Here is a 20,345-nt window from a genome sequence, read left to right on the forward strand (position 1 = left end):
GCGGTCGCGTATTAATAGTAAGAGCTTACGTGACGCTTCAATCGATTGAGATCTCTCGCAGTATGAAGTTAAGCCTGCCGTTTGCAGATAAATTGCCACGAATCCCTCAACGTGAAATGCCAGCTATTGGTGCTCCGGTGATGGTTTTGGCCACCCTAGCGATGGTGGTACTGCCGATTCCAGCATTTTTGCTGGATATGTTCTTCACCTTTAACATCGCGCTGTCGATGGTGGTGTTGTTAGTGACCGTTTACACACGTCGCCCTTTGGACTTCGCTGCTTTTCCAACGGTATTGCTGATCGCCACGTTGCTCCGCTTGGCTTTGAACGTTGCCTCGACTCGTGTCGTCTTACTGCATGGTCATGAAGGCGGTAATGCGGCAGGTAACGTAATTGAGGCGTTCGGTAACGTCGTTATTGGTGGTAACTACGCGGTCGGCCTAGTGGTTTTCCTCATCTTAATGATCATCAACTTTATGGTGGTGACCAAAGGTGCGGGTCGTATCTCTGAGGTAAGTGCTCGCTTTACGCTTGATGCGTTGCCGGGTAAGCAAATGGCGATTGATGCGGACTTGAATGCCGGATTGATAGACCAAGAGCAGGCAAGAGTTCGTCGTTTTGAAGTGACCAAAGAAGCGGATTTCTATGGCTCGATGGATGGTGCCTCGAAGTTCGTAAAAGGGGACGCGATTGCCGGTATTTTGATTCTGTTTATCAACATCGTCGGCGGTCTGTCGATCGGTATGGCGCAGTATGGATTGGGTTTCGGTGAAGCGATTGAAATCTATACCTTACTGACAATCGGTGATGGTTTGGTCGCACAAATCCCATCGCTATTGCTGTCGATTGCAGCGGCAATGATGGTGACGCGCCAAAACACCGATGAAGACATGGGTGAACAGCTGGTCTTCCAGATGTTCGACAACCCAAAAGCGCTGATGATTACTGCGGCTATTCTTGGTGTGATGGGCATCGTACCGGGCATGCCACACTTTGCGTTTTTGAGCCTTGCAGTCGCGGCCGGTGCAGCGGCATATTTCATCGACAAACGGCAGAAGCAGAAAGCGAAAGAGCCCGCTTTACCAGCAACAGCAGACGAAGGTGCAGAACCTTCCTCACAGCGCGAACTGTCTTGGGATGACGTCCAGCCAGTCGATATTATTGGCTTGGAAGTCGGTTATCGCTTAATCCCTTTGGTGGACAGAGACCAAGGTGGGGAACTGTTAGAGCGCGTAAAAGGCGTGCGTAAAAAGTTATCGCAAGATTTTGGGTTCCTAATTCCAGCGGTTCATATTCGTGACAATCTTGAGCTGACCCCAAACAGTTACCGAATTACATTGATGGGAGTTGCGGTGGGCGAAGCAGAGATTCGTCCGGATCAAGAGCTAGCGATTAACCCAGGTCAGGTGTATGGCATGATTGATGGTGAGCCAACCATTGACCCTGCTTTTGGACTGGAAGCCGTATGGATCCGAGAAGATCAGCGAGAGCACGCGCAGGCTCTGGGTTATACGGTTGTTGATTCATCAACGGTATTAGCGACGCACCTAAGCCAGCTATTGACCAACAACGCATCACAGCTAATTGGCCATGAAGAAGTAGAGAATTTATTAGAAATGTTGGGACGCAGCGCGCCTAAGTTGGTCGAGAACTTTGTTCCTGACCAATTACCATTAGGTGTGGTGGTGAAAGTCCTACAAAACTTGTTAAACGAGGCCATTCCAATCCGCGATATTCGCACGATTGTTCAAACTTTGGCTGAGTACTCAAGTAAGAGTCAAGAAGCTGACATATTGACGGCAGCAGTTCGAATTAGTCTTAAACGCCTAATTGTTCAAGAAATCAATGGTATAGAGCCTGAGCTACCAGTGATTACTTTGATACCCGAACTGGAACAAATATTGCATCAAACTATGCAAGCATCAGGAGGCGAATCCGCGGGGATTGAACCGGGACTCGCTGAGCGATTGCAGTCTTCACTAAGCCAAGCGACACAGGAACAAGAACTGAAAGGCGAACCTGCCGTTCTGCTTACTTCCGGTGTATTACGCTCGACATTGGCAAAATTTGTGAAGAACACAATACCTAATCTCCGGGTACTGTCTTACCAAGAAATACCGGATGAAAAACAGATCAGAATTGTGCAAGCCGTGGGTAACTGATCTCACGCATCATTAATGGATTCATAGTTTGAAAATAAAGCGATTTTTTGCCAAAGACATGAGAACGGCGCTGCTCCAAGTGAAAGAGGAGTTAGGCGCGGAAGCGGTGATCATGTCAAACAAGAAAGTGGCTGGTGGAGTAGCGATTGTTGCGGCGATAGATAGTGAATCTAATCCGTCTCAAGCAAGCGCAGCGTCACAGCAAAATCGCGGTGCTTCTCAATCGAATCGCTATAACGAACATCGTCAAATGTCATCGTCTTCTGCTGATCGTTACCAAGATCGTCATTTAGATGAAGATAAAATTAGCCTGAACAGTAATAACAGTAACAATGAAAAAACAGGCTCAATGACGCAGCGATTCGCTAATATGCTTAAGCAATATAGCGGTGGTGCAGCAGATGCTGACGATCACGTAGCGGAAAATGAAGATTCGCTCTCTGCTTTGCTGCAACGCCAAAATAAGCATCGCGACGGCTACAACCAAGAAAAGCCAGCGCCATATCAACCAGATTCACCTTTGGCGAAGCTAATCGCACAGGACAATCGATTTGAACGTCCGACGCCCAAGCTGGACCCGACGCGCTATGACCGACGTCGCCCAAGTGATGAGCGTGACGAATCGGCCGATGAGCTAGAAAGCATGCGCGAAGAGATGACGTCAATTCGTCGTCTGTTGGAGCACCAAGTTTCTGGCCTGATGTGGCAAGAAGTAGAACGCCGTGAGCCGCTAAGAGCAATGCTGATTAAGCGCTTAGAGCGAATGGGCGTTTCTCCGGAGTTAGCAGACCAGATGGCCTGTTATATTCCGGAAGATACAAAGCCAGCGCGAGCGTGGAAAGCGTTATTGTCGCTGGTGGCGGATCAAATCAATATTCCTAAACAGGACATTTTAAAACGTGGTGGCGTAGTCGCATTGTTGGGTCCGACGGGGGTTGGGAAAACAACAACCGTAGCGAAACTCGCAGCACGCGCAGCCATGGAATACGGTGCCGACAATGTGGCCCTTGTGACAACAGATACATATCGCATAGGTGCACATGAGCAGCTCTCAATTTATGGAAGAATCATGGGTTGTCCCGTAAGAGTTGCTAAAGATTCTAACGAGTTAGCCGATGTTATATATCAGCTAAGAAACAGAAGACTGATTTTGGTCGATACGGCAGGGATGGGGCAACGAGATGTGAGGCTTTCCGAGCAGCTCGACACTCTAATGCAAGAGAGCGGAGAAGTGATTCACAGCTACCTTGTTTTGCCGGCTACCGCACAACGTCGTGTTCTACAAGAAACGCTGGATCACTTCCGACGTATACCACTTTCGGGTTGTATTATGACGAAGCTTGATGAGTCATTAAGCCTAGGCGAATTCATCAGTGTAGTGATTCAAAACGCAATGCCAGTAGCTTACATCGCTAATGGTCAGCGCGTACCAGAAGACATTGTGATAGCGCAACCAAAATATATGCTTGCGAAAGCAAATGAACTGTTAGAGAAGTCGACAGAGAACGAACCTCACTTTTGGAACAGTGACAGTGAAGGACTCTAAGGCGGCGGACTACTATGACTGAGAATATGATACACGATCAAGCAAGCGGCCTCCGTCGCTTAACACAACCATCGTTGACCAAAGTGATTGCTGTTACTGGCGGCAAAGGTGGTGTGGGGAAATCAAACGTAACACTGGGTCTGGCGATTTGTATGGCTCGCCAAGGCAAGAAGGTGATGGTTCTCGACGCTGATTTAGGTCTGGCCAATGTGGACGTGATGCTCGGAATTCGTGCAAAACGTAATCTAGGACATGTCTTAGCGGGTGAATGTGAGCTAAAAGATGCGATTGTCGAAGGGCCTTATGGTATAAAGATAATTCCTGCAACTTCTGGCACACAGAGCATGACAGAGCTTTCTCACGCTCAGCATGCCGGACTCATCCGAGCATTTGGTAGTCTTGAAGACGAAATGGATGTCCTGCTGATTGATACCGCTGCTGGTATCTCTGACATGGTAATCAGTTTTTCGCGAGCAGCTCAAGATGTGGTTGTAGTTGTGTGTGATGAACCGACGTCAATCACAGATGCCTATGCATTAATCAAGCTGTTGAGTAAAGAACACCAAGTTCAACGCTTTAAAGTTGTAGCAAATATGGTCAGAAGCTACCGTGAAGGGCGAGAATTGTTTGCAAAGTTGACACTAGTCACAGAGCGATTCTTGAATGTTAGCCTTGAACTCGTAGCATGTATTCCATTAGATGATAAAGTACGACAGGCTGTAAAAAGACAAAAAATTGTCGTTGATGCGTTCCCACGCTCGCCTGCCGCTTTAGCTATCAGCTCACTAGCAAACAAAGCGTTGACGTGGCCACTACCGAAAACACCAAGTGGACACTTGGAATTTTTTGTGGAAAGGTTGCTAAATCGTACCGAATTCGCAGAGGACCCTTTTGGTGAATAAAGCGATAACCTATGACCAACATGGCAAATTTAATAGCCAGCAGGCGTTCATTGAACGTTATTCAGTGTTGGTTAAGCGCATTGCTCACCACCTACTAGGCCGTTTACCGCCGAGTGTTCAGGTAGAGGATTTAATTCAGGCCGGCATGATCGGTCTTATCGAAGCTCAGCAGAATTATGATGGTTCTAAAGGTGCGAGCTTTGAAACTTATGCAGGTATCCGTATTCGTGGCGCAATGTTAGATGACATGCGTAAAGGCGATTGGGTACCGCGTTCTGTTCATAAAAATAATCGAGAGATTAACCAAGCGATTGCGGAGCTGGAAGGCGAATTAAATCGAGATCCTACTGATTCTGAAGTAGCCACGCATCTCGGTATGACACTGGATCAATATCATAGTGCTCTTACCGATATCAACTGCTCAAAATTAGTCGGTATTGAAGATTTAGGCGTTTCTGATGATGTGATTTCACCGGCGGATGAAACCGATGACAGCAACCCATTCAAAGGGGTAGTTGATGAATCATTTCGAAAAGCACTGGTTGAATCAATAAAACAGCTTCCAGAGCGTGAAGCTTTGGTTCTTTCGCTTTATTATGATGAAGAACTCAATTTGAAAGAAATTGGCGATGTGTTAGGCGTAAGCGAATCTCGCGTAAGTCAAATACTGAGTCAAGCGATGCAACGTTTACGTACCAAGCTCAGTGCGTGGACACAAAATGACTAAAAACACTGATTTTACGATTCAGTGGAGGCAATTTTGAATAAAAACATGAAGATCCTTATTGTTGATGATTTCTCAACAATGCGCCGTATTGTTAAAAACCTGCTTCGTGACTTGGGTTTCAATAACACTCAAGAAGCGGACGATGGTTTAACCGCATTACCAATGCTGAAAAAAGGTGACTTCGATTTTGTTGTAACTGACTGGAACATGCCAGGTATGCAAGGCATCGATTTGCTTAAACACATCCGCGCGGATGCAGAACTTAAGCATCTGCCAGTTCTAATGATCACGGCTGAAGCGAAGCGTGAGCAGATCATTGAAGCTGCTCAAGCAGGTGTAAACGGCTACATTGTTAAGCCATTTACTGCTGCAACATTAAAAGAAAAATTAGATAAAATTTTCGAGCGTTTATAACTCTCTCTTTCTCTTTGTTATTCGAGTCATTCATACCAATTATTAAATACCTATTAAATGACTCGTTTAGCGTTTTCAAAGTGATAAGAAGAACTAAACGTAAAAGGGTCTATTCAGAATGATCTCACTAGAGCAGGCGAAGTCACTCGTTCAAATGCTAGAAAACGGGGAACAAGACCAAGCCAATATGCTTGTTGCCTCGATCTACGAAGGTGCCGATAACCCAATGCTGCAAGAAATTGGAGCGTTAACTCGAGACCTTCACGAATCACTCAAGCAGTTCAGTCTCGATCAGCGCATGACCGAAATTGCGAAAGACGAAATCCCTAACGCTAGGGATCGTCTCAATTATGTGATCGAGAAGACAGAGCTTGCAGCCAACAAAACAATGGATGCGGTCGACTGCTGCCTTCCTATCGCTGATAACCTGCATGATTGCCTTCTAAAAGTTCGTCCTCAATGGAATGAACTCATGCACGGGCGCATAGAATTAAGCGAATTTAAAGCACTGTGTCACCGAATCGACGGGCTATTAGTGCAAGTCGAAGGTGACAGCACTGAATTGCGCGGCCAATTGACCGAAATTCTCATGGCGCAAGACTTCCAAGACCTAACTGGCCAAATCATTCGCCGCGTAATTACGTTGGTTAATGAAGTTGAAGGCCGCTTAGTGGAAATCCTAACCGTATTCTCTGGAAATAAACTTGAAGAACATATTCAAGTTTTGTCAGAACCGGCAGATAAAAAGAATACACAAACAAGCGAAGCCGAAGGCCCGATTCTTCATCCAGAACTGAGAGAAGATGCGGTTTCATCGCAGGACGAAGTCGATGACTTGTTGTCCAGTCTTGGATTTTAAAGGTAACGTATGAGCTACGATTTAGACGAAGATATTCTTCAGGACTTTCTCATTGAGGCTGGGGAAATTCTCGAGCTGCTTTCTGAGCAGTTGGTTGAATTGGAAAATAACCCAGAAGACAAAGACTTACTTAATGCTATTTTCCGCGGGTTTCATACCGTAAAAGGCGGTGCCGGCTTCCTTTCATTGGCAGAGCTAGTCGATACTTGTCATGGTGCGGAGAACGTGTTCGACGTTTTACGAAACGGTCAACGCACGGTAACGCAAAACTTAATGGATACGATGCTAAAAGCTTTGGATACGGTTAATACCCAGTTCCAGGCTGTTCAAGATCGTGAGCCGTTAGAAGCTGCGGACCCTGAGCTTCTTGAAGAACTTCATCGTCTATGCAAACCTGAGTCAGAAGATGAAGTAGCGGCAACCGTAGTTGAAGAACCAGTGGCTACTCCAGAACCTATTATTCCCGAGCCTATCATCGAAGAACCGGCTGCACCGTCAGCACCATCAAGTGTCGGCTCTGTTGATGAAATTACCCAAGACGAATTCGAAAAGCTACTGGATGAGCTTCATGGTAAAGGTTCAGCGCCAGGCGCCTCAATGTCTGCGACATCTACAACGCCATCTGAACCGCCTCAATCGAGTGCACCATCAGTTGAAAGTGGTGATATCACTGATGATGAGTTTGAACGTTTACTCGATGAACTGCACGGTGTAGGAAAAAGTCCTTCTACGGCAGAGGCTGCTGCATCTGCATCCGTACCAGTAGAGCCACCTAAAGCGGCAGAGCCTTCCGCTCCAGTGTCATCTTCATCAAATCAAGACAGTGACTTAATGACGGACGAAGAGTTCGAAAAGTTACTCGATGAGCTACATGGTTCAGGTAAAGGTCCAACGCTAGAAGAATTGGACATGGCAACGAAGCCAGCGTCAGCAAACGTAGAGCAAAGCCCTGCGAAACCTGAGCCTGTTGCTAAGCCAGCACCCGTTCAAGCAGCGCCAGCACCAAAGCCAGAATCTAAACCAGTCGCGGTAAAAGAAGAAGCCAAAGCACCAGCGGTTAAAAAACCTCAGGCTGAAGCAACCGTTCGTGTTGACACCTCGACGCTTGATACCATCATGAACATGGTGGGTGAGCTCGTATTGGTGCGTAACCGTCTACTAAGCCTTGGTTTGAATAGCGACAACGAAGAGATGTCCAAAGCGGTCGCTAACCTTGATGTGGTAACTGCGGATCTACAAGGCGCGGTAATGAAAACGCGTATGCAGCCAATTAAGAAAGTGTTTGGCCGTTTCCCGCGCGTTGTCCGTGACTTGGCTCGTAACCTAAATAAAGACATCGTGCTAGAAATGCGCGGTGAAGAAACCGATCTCGATAAAAACCTTGTAGAAGCATTGGCCGATCCGTTGATTCACTTGGTGCGTAACTCGGTTGATCACGGTATTGAAATGCCAGACGCACGCGCGAAGGCCGGCAAATCACGTACAGGTAAAGTGATTTTGTCAGCATCGCAAGAAGGGGACCATATTGAACTATCCATCGTAGATGATGGTGGCGGTATGGACCCGAACAAACTGCGTGGCATCGCGGTGAAGCGTGGCATGATGGATGAAGATGCGGCGGCACGTTTAACAGATAAAGAGTGCTTCAACCTTATCTTCGCACCTGGCTTCTCAAGTAAAGATAAAATTTCTGACATCTCTGGTCGTGGTGTGGGTATGGACGTGGTTAAGACGGCGATCAATACCTTAAACGGTTCAATCGATATCGATTCTGAGCTAGGCAAGGGCACTAAGATTACGATCAAAGTACCACTAACGTTAGCGATTTTACCGACTCTGATGGTTGGTGTTGGCGGTCATCCTTTTGCTCTACCACTGGCTTCGGTGAGTGAAATTTTCCACTTGGATCTTAGTCGTACAAACGTGGTAGATGGTCAGCTGACGATTATTGTGCGTGAGAAATCTATCCCACTATTTTACTTACAAAACTGGTTGGCATCCAAATCGCAAAACGTCCAAGAGCGTACTGGTCACGGTCACGTGGTGATTGTACAGATTGGTAACCAGCGCGTTGGTTTTGTTGTGGATACGCTTATTGGTCAAGAAGAAGTGGTTATTAAGCCACTCGATAATCTATTACAGGGCACTCCAGGTATGGCTGGTGCGACAATTACTAGCGATGGCCATATTGCATTAATTCTAGATGTGCCTGATTTACTTAAGCGATATGCTGCGGCTTCACGCCTTTAAGCAAAGCTGACGTTATTAAAAGGAATAAGATGGCGATTAAAGTACTAGTCGTTGATGATTCGAGTTTTTTCCGACGTCGCGTGAGCGAAATCATCAACTCAGAATCGCGCCTAGAAGTGATTGACGTTGCGGTAAATGGTAGAGAGGCGGTTGAGAAAGCCAAATCTCTCAAACCTGACGTCATCACGATGGATATTGAAATGCCAGTGATGGATGGCATTACAGCTGTACGTGAAATTATGGCCGCTGCTCCAACGCCAATTCTAATGTTTTCGTCCCTGACCCACGACGGGGCGAAAGCTACGCTTGATGCGCTAGATGCGGGCGCATTGGACTTCTTACCGAAAAAGTTTGAGGACATTGCGCGTAACCGTGAAGAAGCGGTGTCATTACTTCAACAGCGTGTGATTCAGATTGCCTCGAAGCGCGCTTTCATGCGTCGACCTATCGCTCGCCCAACAGCGAGTACCAGCACGACTACTCGATCATTAGGTTCAAGAACGGCTTCACCTGTGACTCCAACACCAACTCGACCTGCTGCGACAAAGTACCGTGCTTCTGGTAAGAAGTATCAACTGACGGCAATTGGCACATCAACAGGTGGCCCCGTTGCTCTACAAAAAATTCTGACGCGTTTGCCGATGAACTATCCGCATCCGATTGTATTGATTCAACACATGCCAGCAACGTTTACTGCTGCGTTTGCCAGCCGTTTGAACACCTTGTGTAAGATTCAAGTGAAAGAAGCACAAGATGGCGATGTGTTACAGCCCGGTGTGGCATACCTTGCACCAGGTGGGAAACAAATGATGGTGGATGGACGAGCGGGCGCTGCTCGTCTTCGCATTATTGATGGCGGCGACCGCATGAACTACAAACCATGTGTGGATGTGACTTTTGGTTCTGCCGCAAAAGTATATGGCGACAAAGTGCTCTCTTTAGTGTTGACAGGCATGGGTGCAGACGGTCGTGAGGGCGCTCGCATGTTGAAGTCTGCAGGCTCAACAATTTGGGCACAAGATGAAGAAAGTTGTGTTGTTTATGGCATGCCCCAAGCGGTTGCTAAAGCAGGCATTTCTTCAGAAGATTTACCGCTTGACCGCATTGCTGAACGCATGTTGGTGGAAGTTGGCCTAGCTTAGGATTCATCATGATTGTTTGGAGTGTAGCTAACCAGAAAGGAGGCGTGGGTAAAACCACCTCAACAGTGACATTGGCGGGCTTATTGAGCCAGAAAGGCCATCGAGTATTGATGGTTGATACTGATCCTCACGCCTCACTGACTACTTATCTCGGTTATGATCCTGATGCAGTAACTTCGAGCCTATTTGATTTATTCCAGTTGAAGACGTTTTCTCGTGAGACGGTTAAACCGTTGATTTTAGAAACAGAGCTGGAAGGAATGGATATCATTCCCGCGCATATGTCCCTTGCCACGCTTGATCGCGTAATGGGTAATCGCAGTGGTATGGGATTAATCTTAAAACGGGCGCTGCAAACTGTCTCACAAGACTATGACTATGTGTTGATTGATTGTCCGCCAATCCTTGGCGTGATGATGGTGAACGCGTTGGCAGCCAGTGACCGAATTTTGATTCCTGTTCAAACAGAGTTTTTGGCGATGAAAGGTCTAGAGCGCATGATGCGTACGCTAACCATTATGCAAAAATCTCGCCCGGGCGGTTTCAAAGTGACTATCGTCCCAACCATGTACGATAAGCGCACGAAAGCGTCATTGCAGACATTGATGCAACTGAAAAAAGATTACCCAAATCAAGTGTGGACCTCAGCGGTGCCTATTGATACCAAGTTCCGCGATGCCAGTTTAAAGCACTTGCCAGCGTCGCATTTTGCATCTGGTAGTCGTGGTGTGTTTGCCTATAAACAGCTACTGATTTATCTGGAGAGGTTGGCGTTCGATGAGCAGTAATGATGTGCTGTCCAGTGAACAAGCACTTGATGACTACTTTAATGCATTACTGGATGATGAAACTGAAATAACGACTCTTGAGGAAGACCTTGACCTGTTGGCTCAAGAGGTATCATCTGCAGAGCCAGAGCCAGAGCCAGAGCCAGAGCCAGAGCCAGAGCCAGAGCCAGAGCCAGAGCCAGAGCCAGAGCCAGAGCTAGAATTACAGCTACAATACTCGGAGCCAGAAACGTACCAGTTTCAAGAAACATATCCGCCAGAGTTGGAAGCTCCAAACCTGGAAGATGTTCAAAGGCTATTAAGTCAGCTTGAAGCAAGCAACCCAGTGGCTGAGTTGGATATTGATAGTATTCTTGAACAAAATACGATTGATATTGCAGCAGAGATAAAAGCGGCTGAGCCTGAGGTACAAACCTTTAGTGAGGTGCCTGAGCTTCAGGGTGTTGAGGAAATACAGGACTGGGTGATTGATGAGCCAGTTTTTGAGGAAGCGCAACCAGAGGTGGATGAACCTCACGCAGTGATCGAACAAAGTATCAATATAGAATCGAACGTCGATACTGAACTCGAAACACAAGCAGATTCCGATATACCAACGGTCTGGGAAAGCACGAAGCGAAGTGAGGACTTCCAAGTTCTTTACTTTGATGTGAATGGTGTCACGTTTGCTGTACCTCTTGATGAGTTAGGTGGTATTCATCGCATTAGCGAGCTTAACCATTTGATAGGAAAACCCGCCTGGTATTTGGGGCTACAAACAAATCGCGAGCAGCAGTTTGATGTCGTCGATACCGCGAAATGGGTGATGGCAGATAAGCTTCGTGATGATAGCTATAAAGATAACTACCAATATGTCGTCATGCTTGGTGAGAGCATGTGGGGGTTGGCCAGTAACCAATTAATGGGGACTGAAACGCTTAATATCGACAAGGTTCGCTGGCGTGAGCAGGCGGGTAAACGCCCTTGGCTAGCGGGCATGGTAAAAGAAAAAATGTGTGCCTTAATTCATGTCCAGGCGCTCATTGACATGCTAAACGCCGGTTTAGATGTCAAATCACTGAATTAGATTTAAGTCGGGAACGACATTAACGAGGATTAACTATGTCTCAAGCTTTTGAAGTAGAAGTGAAGAAAGATGCATCGAATGACGAAGTTCTTCAGTGGGTGACGTTCCAGCTAGAAGAAGAAACGTACGGCATCAACGTAATGCAAGTTCGTGAAGTACTTCGTTATACTGAAATTGCCCCTGTTCCAGGTGCACCAGATTATGTACTTGGTATCATCAACCTACGCGGTAATGTAGTTACTGTTATCGATACACGTTCACGTTTTGGCCTGATGGAAGGCGAAGTCACTGACAACACTCGTATTATTGTGATCGAGTCTGAGCGTCAAGTGATTGGTATCTTAGTAGATAGCGTGGCAGAAGTCGTTTATCTGCGTTCTTCTGAAATTGATACGACGCCTTCTGTTGGTACCGACGAGAGTGCGAAGTTCATCCAGGGTGTGAGCAACCGTGACGGCAAGCTTCTTATCCTTGTGGATTTGAACAAGCTGCTAACAGATGACGAGTGGGACGAGATGGCTCACCTTTAATGGCTGAATGATGATGGCTGAAGAGACTCTTTTATCTGCTCCATTCCTTGCGGGTGGCGTCGCTTTTATTGTGTTAGTTTTGGTTGTTTTGCAACTGCGGATTCGCTCTGGGTTACAAAAGCAGTTAGACCAACAACGAGCTCAATCTCGACACGCAGATAAAGAAGTGCAAAAGTTGAGTAAGCAGTTACTCGAAGTGCGCTCGGTTGTCGTTGGTCTTGGGCAAAAAGTGACGGAGCAACAGGACATTATTCAGCACTTAAACGAGAGAATTCGCGAACTCGAACACGCTGATACTGATGGTCGCTTGTACAGTCGCGCTTCTAAAATGGTACAGCTTGGCGCTGATATCAACGAGCTGATTGAAGAGTGCGAACTACCAAAAGCCGAAGCTGAGTTGATGCTTTCACTGCAGAAGAAACTGGCGGGGAAAGAGAAGATTCCACCATTAAGTGGTCAGCCATCAGATGACGCAGAATATCCAGCGCGTGGACGTCGTCGACGCTAAAGGTTTTAAAGCGATAAAAAGAGGCGATAAGCCTCTTTTTTTGTGTTCGGTTACTAATTATCTTTTTGCAATACAGCCCTAGGTTACCTTGAGCTCTCTTCATTCTTAGCACTCGCTCCCCAAGTTAAAATGAGAGCTTATAACTACTTATAGTTAATTTTATTAAAGTGTGACGATTAATTAACAAAAATACATGAACTTACATACATCCCAGCCCTCTTATCCTGTTTTGTCATAACTAAGCTGTGCTAATATAGCGCTTCGTTCATTTTTTAGTTGAAGCTCTATGTTAGAAGTATCTAACCTGACAGCGATCCGTGATGAAAGGGTTCTGTTTGAAAACCTGCAGTTTGAAATTAAGCCTGGTGAATTGGTCCAGATCGAAGGGCGTAATGGTACTGGTAAAACTACATTGCTACGGATTGTGACAGGGTTAGGTGATAGAGAAGAAGGTGTCATTAAATGGAAAGGCGAAGAGGTTGAAAAATCTCGTGATGTTTTCCATCAAGATCTGCTTTTCTTAGGACATCAAACAGGAGTGAAACGAGAGCTTACCGCATTAGAAAACTTACGTTTTTATCAATCTATTCAAAATAATCGCTCTTCAGACGAAGAAATCTTCATCGCTTTGACTCAAGTAGGATTAGCTGGCCGAGAAGATGTGCCTGTAGCACAACTTTCCGCAGGTCAGCAACGACGAGTCGCATTGGCAAGGTTATGGCTCAGTAAGCAAATTTTATGGATTTTAGATGAGCCGTTGACTGCCATTGATAAGCAAGGTGTCAAGGTGCTTGAATCTTTGTTCGCAAGCCATGCTGATAATGGTGGTATTGTTGTGTTGACGACGCATCAAGATATGTTTGCGGACAGCCCGAAACTTAGAAAAATAAAGCTGGGTGACTGATATGATTTCCTCGATGACCACCATCATTCGTCGTGAGCTCCTAATCGCATTTCGCCGTCAGGCAGACATTCTGAACCCGCTGTGGTTCTTTATTATTGTCATTACTCTCTTTCCTCTGAGTATTGGACCAGAACCTAATTTGTTAGCACGTATTGCAGCGGGCATCGTTTGGGTTGCCGCATTGCTGTCCGCCTTATTATCATTAGAGCGTCTATTTCGTGATGATTTTCAAGACGGTGCACTAGAACAAATGATGCTAATGCCGATTCCATTGCAACTTGTAGTGGTTTCAAAGGTCATAGCACATTGGTTGTTAACAGGGTTACCTCTGATTTTAATTAGCCCATTATTGGCGGTTTTACTTTCGCTCGACTTCAATACTTGGCTATCGGTTGTATTAACCTTGATGATCGGTACACCAACACTAAGTTTTATTGGCGCCATTGGTGTGGCGTTGACTGTTGGGTTGCAAAAGGGTGGCGTTCTTTTGAGTTTGCTTATTCTTCCGCTCTACATCCCAATTTTGATTTTCGCAACATCGGCAATTGATGCTGCCGCACTCGGTATGGCGTATAACGGTCAACTAGCGATTTTAGGTGCGATGCTAATGGGGGCGATGACATTAACGCCTTTTGCCATCAGTGCCGCATTACGAGTTAGTGTTAACTAACTCAATAAAGTGCCAATGAAGCGGCGCTTGATCAAAGAATTATTATTAAAGCACTGCTACGGTCTCAACCCTTTAGACAGTGTCCCTGAAGTAAGAGTGAGAACAAAACATGTGGAAATGGCTACATCCTTATGCCAAGCCAGAAGCAGCTTATCGTTTGAGTGGTAAGTTTCTGCCTTGGTTTTCTGTATTGGCCCTCGTATGCTTATCGGTTGGTACGGTTTGGGGGCTTGCATTTGCGCCTTCAGATTACCAACAAGGTGACAGTTTCCGAATTATCTACATTCATGTCCCATCAGCTATTTGGTCTATGGGCGTTTATATGTCGATGGCGATTGCTGCATTTATTGGCCTAGTATGGCAAGTTCGCCTATCTGATATGGCGGCACTTGCGATGGCTCCGATTGGTGCAGTATTTACTTTTATTGCTCTACTTACAGGTGCTGTTTGGGGCAAGCCTATGTGGGGCACTTGGTGGGTATGGGATGCCCGTCTTACATCTGAATTGATTCTTCTATTTCTCTACCTTGGTGTGATTGCGCTTTACCATGCGTTTGACGATCAAAAAACCGCCGCAAAAGCTGCTGGTATTTTAGCGATCGTAGGCGTAGTAAACCTACCTATCATTCACTTTTCCGTGGAATGGTGGAACACGCTTCATCAAGGTGCGACGATCACGAAATTTGAACAACCTTCTATTTCATCCGACATGCTTTGGCCGTTATTGCTGAACATCTTTGGCTTTGCGTTTTTCTTTGGTGCCGTGACGATGGTCCGTTTTCGTAACGAAATCATCAGTAAAGAAAGTCACCGCCCTTGGGTGCGCAAACTCGCAACAGAACAAACTCAGTGAGGTAACTGATTATGCATTTTGAATCTCTGAGCGACTTTTTTGCCATGGGTGGCTACGCATCATACGTATGGAGTGCGTTTGGTATTACTTTCTTATCCATGCTGATTCTTCTGATCACTAGCCTTCGCCGCGGTGATGCATTATTGAAAGAAGTGAAAGCAAAAATTGACCGTCAAGCTCGTATCGACGCAGCGAAGAACATGGAGAACACCTTATGAACCCGAGACGTAAAAAGAGGCTAGGTATTGTACTAGCGATCTTTATCGGTATTAGTGCCACCATTGGTTTGATACTTTATGCGCTTAACCAAAATATGGACCTTTTCTACACTCCAACGGAATTGGTTAATGGTAAGCCAGATGGCACCAAGCCAGAAGTAGGCCAGCGTCTGCGTATCGGTGGAATGGTGGTTGTGGGCTCAGTTCGTCGAGATCCTAATTCTTTGAAAGTGAGTTTTGACCTGCACGATGTCGGTCCGAAAGTGACGATTACCTATGACGGTATTCTTCCTGACTTGTTCCGTGAAGGGCAGGGTATTGTTGCTCAAGGTGTACTGAAAGATGCCACGACAGTTGAGGCATTTGAGGTCCTAGCGAAGCACGATGAAGAATACATGCCACCAGAAATTGCAGAAGCGATGAAGAAAACGCATGAACCGCTTCAATACAGCACCGAACAGAAACAAGGAAGCGGCCAATGATTGCTGAAATCGGTCACTTTGCTCTCATTCTTTCGCTTGCAATGGCAGTGTTGTTGAGCGTATTGCCATTGTGGGGAGCATCGAATAATAACACCATGCTCATGAACACAGCGCGACCGCTATCTTGGTCTATGTTCCTGATGCTGTTGTTCTCTTTCGCCATTTTATGTTGGGGATTTTATACCAACGACTTCACGTTACAGTATGTAGCGAGCAACTCGAATAGTCAGCTTCCTTGGTACTACCGTTTAACCGCAGTATGGGGTGCGCACGAAGGTTCACTTTTGCTATGGGTTTTAATCCAAGCTGCTTGGACTGTCGCTGTAGCGACGTTTAGTCGTGGTATGCCGCAAGAGTCGGTTGCACGTGTACTTGCTGTTATGGGCATGATCTCAGTGGGTTTCCTACTGTTTATCATCCTGACGTCGAACCCATTCCTACGTACGTTACCGTTCTTCCCGGTTGACGGACGTGACTTGAACCCTCTGCTTCAAGACCCTGGTTTGATTGTTCACCCGCCAATGCTTTACATGGGCTATGTTGGTTTCTCGGTTGCATTCTCTTTTGCGATCGCATCCCTAATGACCGGACGCCTTGATACGGCTTGGGCTCGTTGGTCTCGTCCTTGGACAACCGCAGCATGGGTATTTTTAACACTTGGTATCGCACTAGGTTCTTGGTGGGCTTACTACGAACTTGGCTGGGGTGGCTGGTGGTTCTGGGACCCAGTAGAAAACGCATCATTCATGCCTTGGTTAGCGGGTACCGCATTAATGCACTCTCTTGCCGTGACAGAAAAACGCGGCACATTTAAAGCGTGGACGGTACTATTGGCAATCTCTGCATTTTCGTTGAGTTTGTTGGGCACCTTCTTAGTCCGTTCCGGTATTTTAGTATCGGTGCACGCGTTCGCGTCTGACCCGTCGCGCGGTATGTTTATTCTAGGCTTCCTCGTTTTCGTTATCGGCGGCTCTTTATTGCTGTTTGCCGTAAAAGGGGCAGCAGTGCGTGTACGAGGTAACTTCGACTTAGTCTCACGTGAAAATGCGCTCTTAGCCAACAACGTATTACTTATCGCCGCTCTTGTTGTGGTGTTAGTGGGGACACTGTTGCCGCTCGTACACAAGCAGCTTGGTTTGGGGTCGGTCTCTATCGGTGCGCCATTCTTTGACATGCTATTTGCGTGGTTAATGATGCCATTTGCTTTTCTGCTTGGTATTGGTCCTCTTATTCGCTGGAAGCGAGACAATTTATCTAAACTTGTGAAACCAATGCTCGTTTCAGGTGTGCTTGCTTTCGCCTTGGCCGCGCTATGCGTGTACCTGTTTGCCGATTTCTTCTCAACCATGGCTTACATTGGTTGGGTGATGGCGATTTGGATTATTGCGATGCATGGCTTTGAACTGTACGAGCGCGCAACGCACCGTCATAGCTTTAGTGAAGGTGTTCGCAAGCTGCAACGTAGCCACTGGGCAATGATGTTGGGTCATGTTGGTCTGGCGGTATCTGTTATCGGTATTGCGATGGTACAGAACTACAGCATCGAGCGTGATGTACGTTTAGCACCTGGCGAACACTTCCAAATTCAAGGCTATGATTTCTACTTCTCAGGCTTGCGTGATAAAGATGGTCCAAACTACGATGGCTACATCGCAGACTTTGAGATCACACACGATGGCAAATACGTGAATACGCTTCACGCAGAGAAGCGCTTCTACCGTACGGCTAAGTCTATGATGACTGAAGCAGCCATTGACCGCGGTATTAGCCGCGACCTATACATTGCAATGGGTGAACGTTTAGACGACAACCGATCTTGGGCTGTTCGTATTTACTATAAACCGTTCGTTCGTTGGATTTGGGCTGGCTCTTTGATTATGGCATTAGGCGGCGCACTAGCGATTTCTGATAAACGCTACCGCTTCCGTAAATCGCCGAAGAAAAACGCGAAGTCAAAAGAGCAGGAGGCATAACATGAATAAGAAAATCTTATTTATTCCGCTTGTCGCTTTCATGATTCTAGCGGGCATTTTCGCAACCCAATTAATGCGTAACCAAGAGGGCGATGATCCAACTAAATTGGAGTCGGTTTTGGTTGGCAAGCCAGTTCCTGAATTTCATTTAGAAGACCTGGCTGAGCCTGGAAAACAGTACGACCAATCAATTTTTAAAGGTGAACCGTTGCTCTTGAACGTTTGGGCAACGTGGTGCCCAACGTGTTATGCAGAGCATAAATACCTAAACGAATTGGCGGGTAAGGGCGTTAAGATCATCGGTATGAATTACAAAGATGATCGTAATAAAGCAATAGGTTGGCTGAATGATCTCGGCAACCCGTACTTGATCAGCCTATTTGATGGCAGTGGTATGCTTGGCCTTGACCTTGGCGTTTATGGTGCTCCAGAAACATTCATTATTGATGCAAATGGTGTGATTCGCTATCGCCATGTAGGGGATGTAAACCCACGTAATTGGTCAGAAACACTGGAGCCGCTTTACAACAAATTGGTTGAGGAGGCGAAGCAATGAGAAAGCTAATTCTTGCCGTTTTTGCTGCGATGACATTATCTCTTGCTGCTCATGCGGCCATTGAAGTGTACGAGTTTGATAATTTGGAACAAGAACAGCAGTTCAAAGAGTTAAGCCATACGCTCCGTTGCCCTAAATGTCAGAACAACACGATCTCGGATTCTAACGCTGAACTTGCTCAGGACTTACGCCATAAGGTGTACGAAATGACCAAAGAAGGTAAGTCCAAAGATGAGATTGTTGATTACATGATCGCCCGTTACGGTAACTTCGTGACTTACAACCCACCATTTACGGTCGCGACTGCGATTTTGTGGCTAGGGCCACTCGCTGTAGTACTGGGTGGTTTTGGTTTGATTGTGCTGCGTAGCCGTAAATCTAAAGTTAAGGCAAAAGCGAGCAGTGACGAGCAATGGGATGAGCAAAAAGAAGCTCGTTTAAAAGCATTGCTTGAAGAAGAGAACAACGGAGATAAGAAGTAATGACACTATTTTGGATTTCCACCGTTGTTCTCACGCTTATTGCTTGTGCGCTGGTGGCTTTGCCGCTGCTTAAACAAAAAGCGAACAATGATGATGTGTTACGCGATGAGCTTAACAAGGCATTTTATAAAGACCGACTATCTGAGCTTGCAGAAGAAACTGACGAAGGTCTAGTTGAAAGTGAAGACGAACTGATTTCTGATCTAAAGCAATCACTGCTTGACGATATCCCTGGTGATAAAGCGCAAAAAGAAACCAAGGTTTCTCCAATCGCGGTTTTAGTTCCATCGGTAATTCTGACGGTGGTGCTGAGCTATGGTTTGTATTATAAATTTGGCGCGTCAGACGATATTGTTCAATGGCAAGAAGTGTCTGCAAATCTACCTGAGTTATCGAAAAAGCTGATGTCGGCTTCTTCTGAGCCGCTGAGTGACGATGAAATGGCGGATTTGACCCTTGCCCTTCGAACTCGCTTACATTACCAGCCGGAAGACTCGACAGGTTGGTTACTGCTAGGTCGTATTGCGTTAGCAAATCGTGATGTCACCACAGCTATCGATGCGATGGAAAAATCGTACCGCCTAGAGCCAAAAGACCCAGATGTGATGTTGGGTTATGCACAAGCTCTGATGCTGTCTCAAGAGGAAATGGATCAAGCGACGGCTCGCTCATTACTCGGCAAGCTGATGCAGCAAGACTATGTCGATCTGCGTGTGTTTTCTTTGTTAGCGTTCGATGCGTTTGAGCGTCAAGACTTCCCGGCTGCCATCAAGTACTGGGGAGTCATGCAGCAAATGATTGGTCCAGAAGATAGTCGCTACGAGATGTTGTCACGCAGTATTGAGAGTGCTCGTAAGCAAATGGGCGAAGCGGTTTCACCGGATAAGAGTGTAGCTGTGACAATTAATGTGGCACCAAATGCTCAGTTGGATCCAAACGCAGTTCTGATTGTGTCAGTACATCGTTCAGATGGCTCCCCAATGCCTGTGGCTGCTGCTCGTTATCCGCTAGGTACTTTCCCTCGCACAGTCGTATTAGATGATGGCAATGCCATGATGCAAGGGCAAAAGTTATCTACACTCGATAAGCTCATCGTCCGTGTGCGTGTAGATTCTGACGGTAACGTAGCAACGCGTGATCAAGATTGGCACGGAGAAAGTGACGTCGTTGAATTTGGCGCACCAGTAGAAGTGACCATTGATCAGCAGTATTAATTGTTAACATCTGTCTCTGAAACATGACAACGAGGTAGAGTCAGTTGCCTTTAGTGGTATGACTCTAAACGATCGAGTAGAATACCGAAGGCCAGCGAT

21 protein-coding genes are annotated in these 20,345 nt (G+C 46.4%); all 21 read left to right on the forward strand.

Features of this window, described 5'->3' with window-relative positions; translation table 11 throughout:
- Positions 1 to 62: 62 nt before the first annotated feature.
- The 21 genes from flhA (at position 63) to ccmI (ending at position 20,246) form a co-directional block, all read left to right on the forward strand.
- Positions 63 to 2,162 (forward strand): flagellar biosynthesis protein FlhA, encoded by a 2,100-nt coding sequence (flhA, locus tag R7P64_RS09610; RefSeq protein WP_054576339.1) that lies wholly within the window; start codon positions 63 to 65, stop codon positions 2,160 to 2,162.
- 28 nt (positions 2,163 to 2,190) lie between these two features.
- Complete coding sequence (flhF, locus tag R7P64_RS09615) at positions 2,191 to 3,708, forward strand: flagellar biosynthesis protein FlhF (RefSeq protein WP_033907111.1); 1,518 nt, start codon at positions 2,191 to 2,193, stop codon at positions 3,706 to 3,708.
- Between the two features lie 14 nt (positions 3,709 to 3,722).
- Entirely contained in the window at positions 3,723 to 4,610 is an 888-nt protein-coding gene (locus R7P64_RS09620) for a MinD/ParA family protein (protein WP_005380498.1), read from the forward strand.
- The gene (locus R7P64_RS09625) at positions 4,603 to 5,337 is read left to right on the forward strand and encodes an RNA polymerase sigma factor FliA (RefSeq protein ID WP_005380499.1); all 735 of its coding nucleotides are present in this window, start codon (positions 4,603 to 4,605) and stop codon (positions 5,335 to 5,337) included. Before R7P64_RS09620 ends, R7P64_RS09625 begins: the two co-directional genes overlap by 8 nt.
- Positions 5,338 to 5,382: 45 nt before the next feature.
- The gene (gene cheY, locus R7P64_RS09630; protein WP_017635949.1) at positions 5,383 to 5,751 is read left to right on the forward strand and encodes a chemotaxis response regulator CheY; all 369 of its coding nucleotides are present in this window, start codon (positions 5,383 to 5,385) and stop codon (positions 5,749 to 5,751) included.
- 118 nt (positions 5,752 to 5,869) lie between these two features.
- Positions 5,870 to 6,610: a protein phosphatase CheZ gene (locus tag R7P64_RS09635; RefSeq protein WP_005380502.1), complete on the forward strand. Its 741-nt coding sequence runs from the start codon at positions 5,870 to 5,872 to the stop codon at positions 6,608 to 6,610.
- Between the two features lie 9 nt (positions 6,611 to 6,619).
- Complete coding sequence (locus R7P64_RS09640; RefSeq protein WP_167415376.1) at positions 6,620 to 8,860, forward strand: chemotaxis protein CheA; 2,241 nt, start codon at positions 6,620 to 6,622, stop codon at positions 8,858 to 8,860.
- A 29-nt stretch (positions 8,861 to 8,889) separates the two neighbouring features.
- Complete coding sequence (locus R7P64_RS09645; protein ID WP_025767174.1) at positions 8,890 to 10,002, forward strand: protein-glutamate methylesterase/protein-glutamine glutaminase; 1,113 nt, start codon at positions 8,890 to 8,892, stop codon at positions 10,000 to 10,002.
- Between the two features lie 8 nt (positions 10,003 to 10,010).
- Positions 10,011 to 10,790, forward strand: a complete 780-nt coding sequence (locus R7P64_RS09650) for a ParA family protein (RefSeq protein WP_005380505.1) — start codon at positions 10,011 to 10,013, stop codon at positions 10,788 to 10,790.
- A complete protein-coding gene (locus R7P64_RS09655) occupies positions 10,780 to 11,856 on the forward strand; it encodes a chemotaxis protein CheW (protein WP_318123431.1) in 1,077 nt (358 codons plus the stop codon). Before R7P64_RS09650 ends, R7P64_RS09655 begins: the two co-directional genes overlap by 11 nt.
- A 35-nt stretch (positions 11,857 to 11,891) precedes the next feature.
- Entirely contained in the window at positions 11,892 to 12,386 is a 495-nt protein-coding gene (locus R7P64_RS09660; protein WP_005380507.1) for a chemotaxis protein CheW, read from the forward strand.
- A gap of 13 nt (positions 12,387 to 12,399) precedes the next feature.
- Positions 12,400 to 12,894, forward strand: a complete 495-nt coding sequence (locus tag R7P64_RS09665; RefSeq protein WP_025998721.1) for a DUF2802 domain-containing protein — start codon at positions 12,400 to 12,402, stop codon at positions 12,892 to 12,894.
- Positions 12,895 to 13,180: 286 nt separating this feature from the next.
- Entirely contained in the window at positions 13,181 to 13,798 is a 618-nt protein-coding gene (gene ccmA, locus R7P64_RS09670; protein ID WP_005380511.1) for a cytochrome c biogenesis heme-transporting ATPase CcmA, read from the forward strand.
- A gap of 1 nt (position 13,799) precedes the next feature.
- Positions 13,800 to 14,468 (forward strand): heme exporter protein CcmB, encoded by a 669-nt coding sequence (gene ccmB / locus R7P64_RS09675; RefSeq protein ID WP_005380512.1) that lies wholly within the window; start codon positions 13,800 to 13,802, stop codon positions 14,466 to 14,468.
- Positions 14,469 to 14,577: 109 nt separating this feature from the next.
- Entirely contained in the window at positions 14,578 to 15,321 is a 744-nt protein-coding gene (locus R7P64_RS09680) for a heme ABC transporter permease (protein ID WP_005380513.1), read from the forward strand.
- An 11-nt stretch (positions 15,322 to 15,332) separates the two neighbouring features.
- Entirely contained in the window at positions 15,333 to 15,539 is a 207-nt protein-coding gene (ccmD, locus tag R7P64_RS09685) for a heme exporter protein CcmD (RefSeq protein ID WP_005380515.1), read from the forward strand.
- Complete coding sequence (gene ccmE / locus R7P64_RS09690; protein ID WP_005380516.1) at positions 15,536 to 16,021, forward strand: cytochrome c maturation protein CcmE; 486 nt, start codon at positions 15,536 to 15,538, stop codon at positions 16,019 to 16,021. The genes ccmD and ccmE overlap by 4 nt, the downstream gene beginning before the upstream one ends.
- A complete protein-coding gene (locus R7P64_RS09695; RefSeq protein ID WP_017635943.1) occupies positions 16,018 to 17,994 on the forward strand; it encodes a heme lyase CcmF/NrfE family subunit in 1,977 nt (658 codons plus the stop codon). Before ccmE ends, R7P64_RS09695 begins: the two co-directional genes overlap by 4 nt.
- A gap of 1 nt (position 17,995) precedes the next feature.
- Complete coding sequence (locus tag R7P64_RS09700; protein ID WP_005380518.1) at positions 17,996 to 18,550, forward strand: DsbE family thiol:disulfide interchange protein; 555 nt, start codon at positions 17,996 to 17,998, stop codon at positions 18,548 to 18,550.
- Positions 18,547 to 19,032, forward strand: a complete 486-nt coding sequence (locus R7P64_RS09705) for a cytochrome c-type biogenesis protein (RefSeq protein ID WP_005380519.1) — start codon at positions 18,547 to 18,549, stop codon at positions 19,030 to 19,032. Before R7P64_RS09700 ends, R7P64_RS09705 begins: the two co-directional genes overlap by 4 nt.
- Entirely contained in the window at positions 19,032 to 20,246 is a 1,215-nt protein-coding gene (gene ccmI / locus R7P64_RS09710) for a c-type cytochrome biogenesis protein CcmI (protein WP_213973462.1), read from the forward strand. Before R7P64_RS09705 ends, ccmI begins: the two co-directional genes overlap by 1 nt.
- Positions 20,247 to 20,345 lie beyond the last annotated feature (99 nt).

The organism is Vibrio sp. 2304 (assembly GCF_033339475.1).
GTDB classification, from domain to species: Bacteria; Pseudomonadota; Gammaproteobacteria; order Enterobacterales; family Vibrionaceae; genus Vibrio; species Vibrio alginolyticus.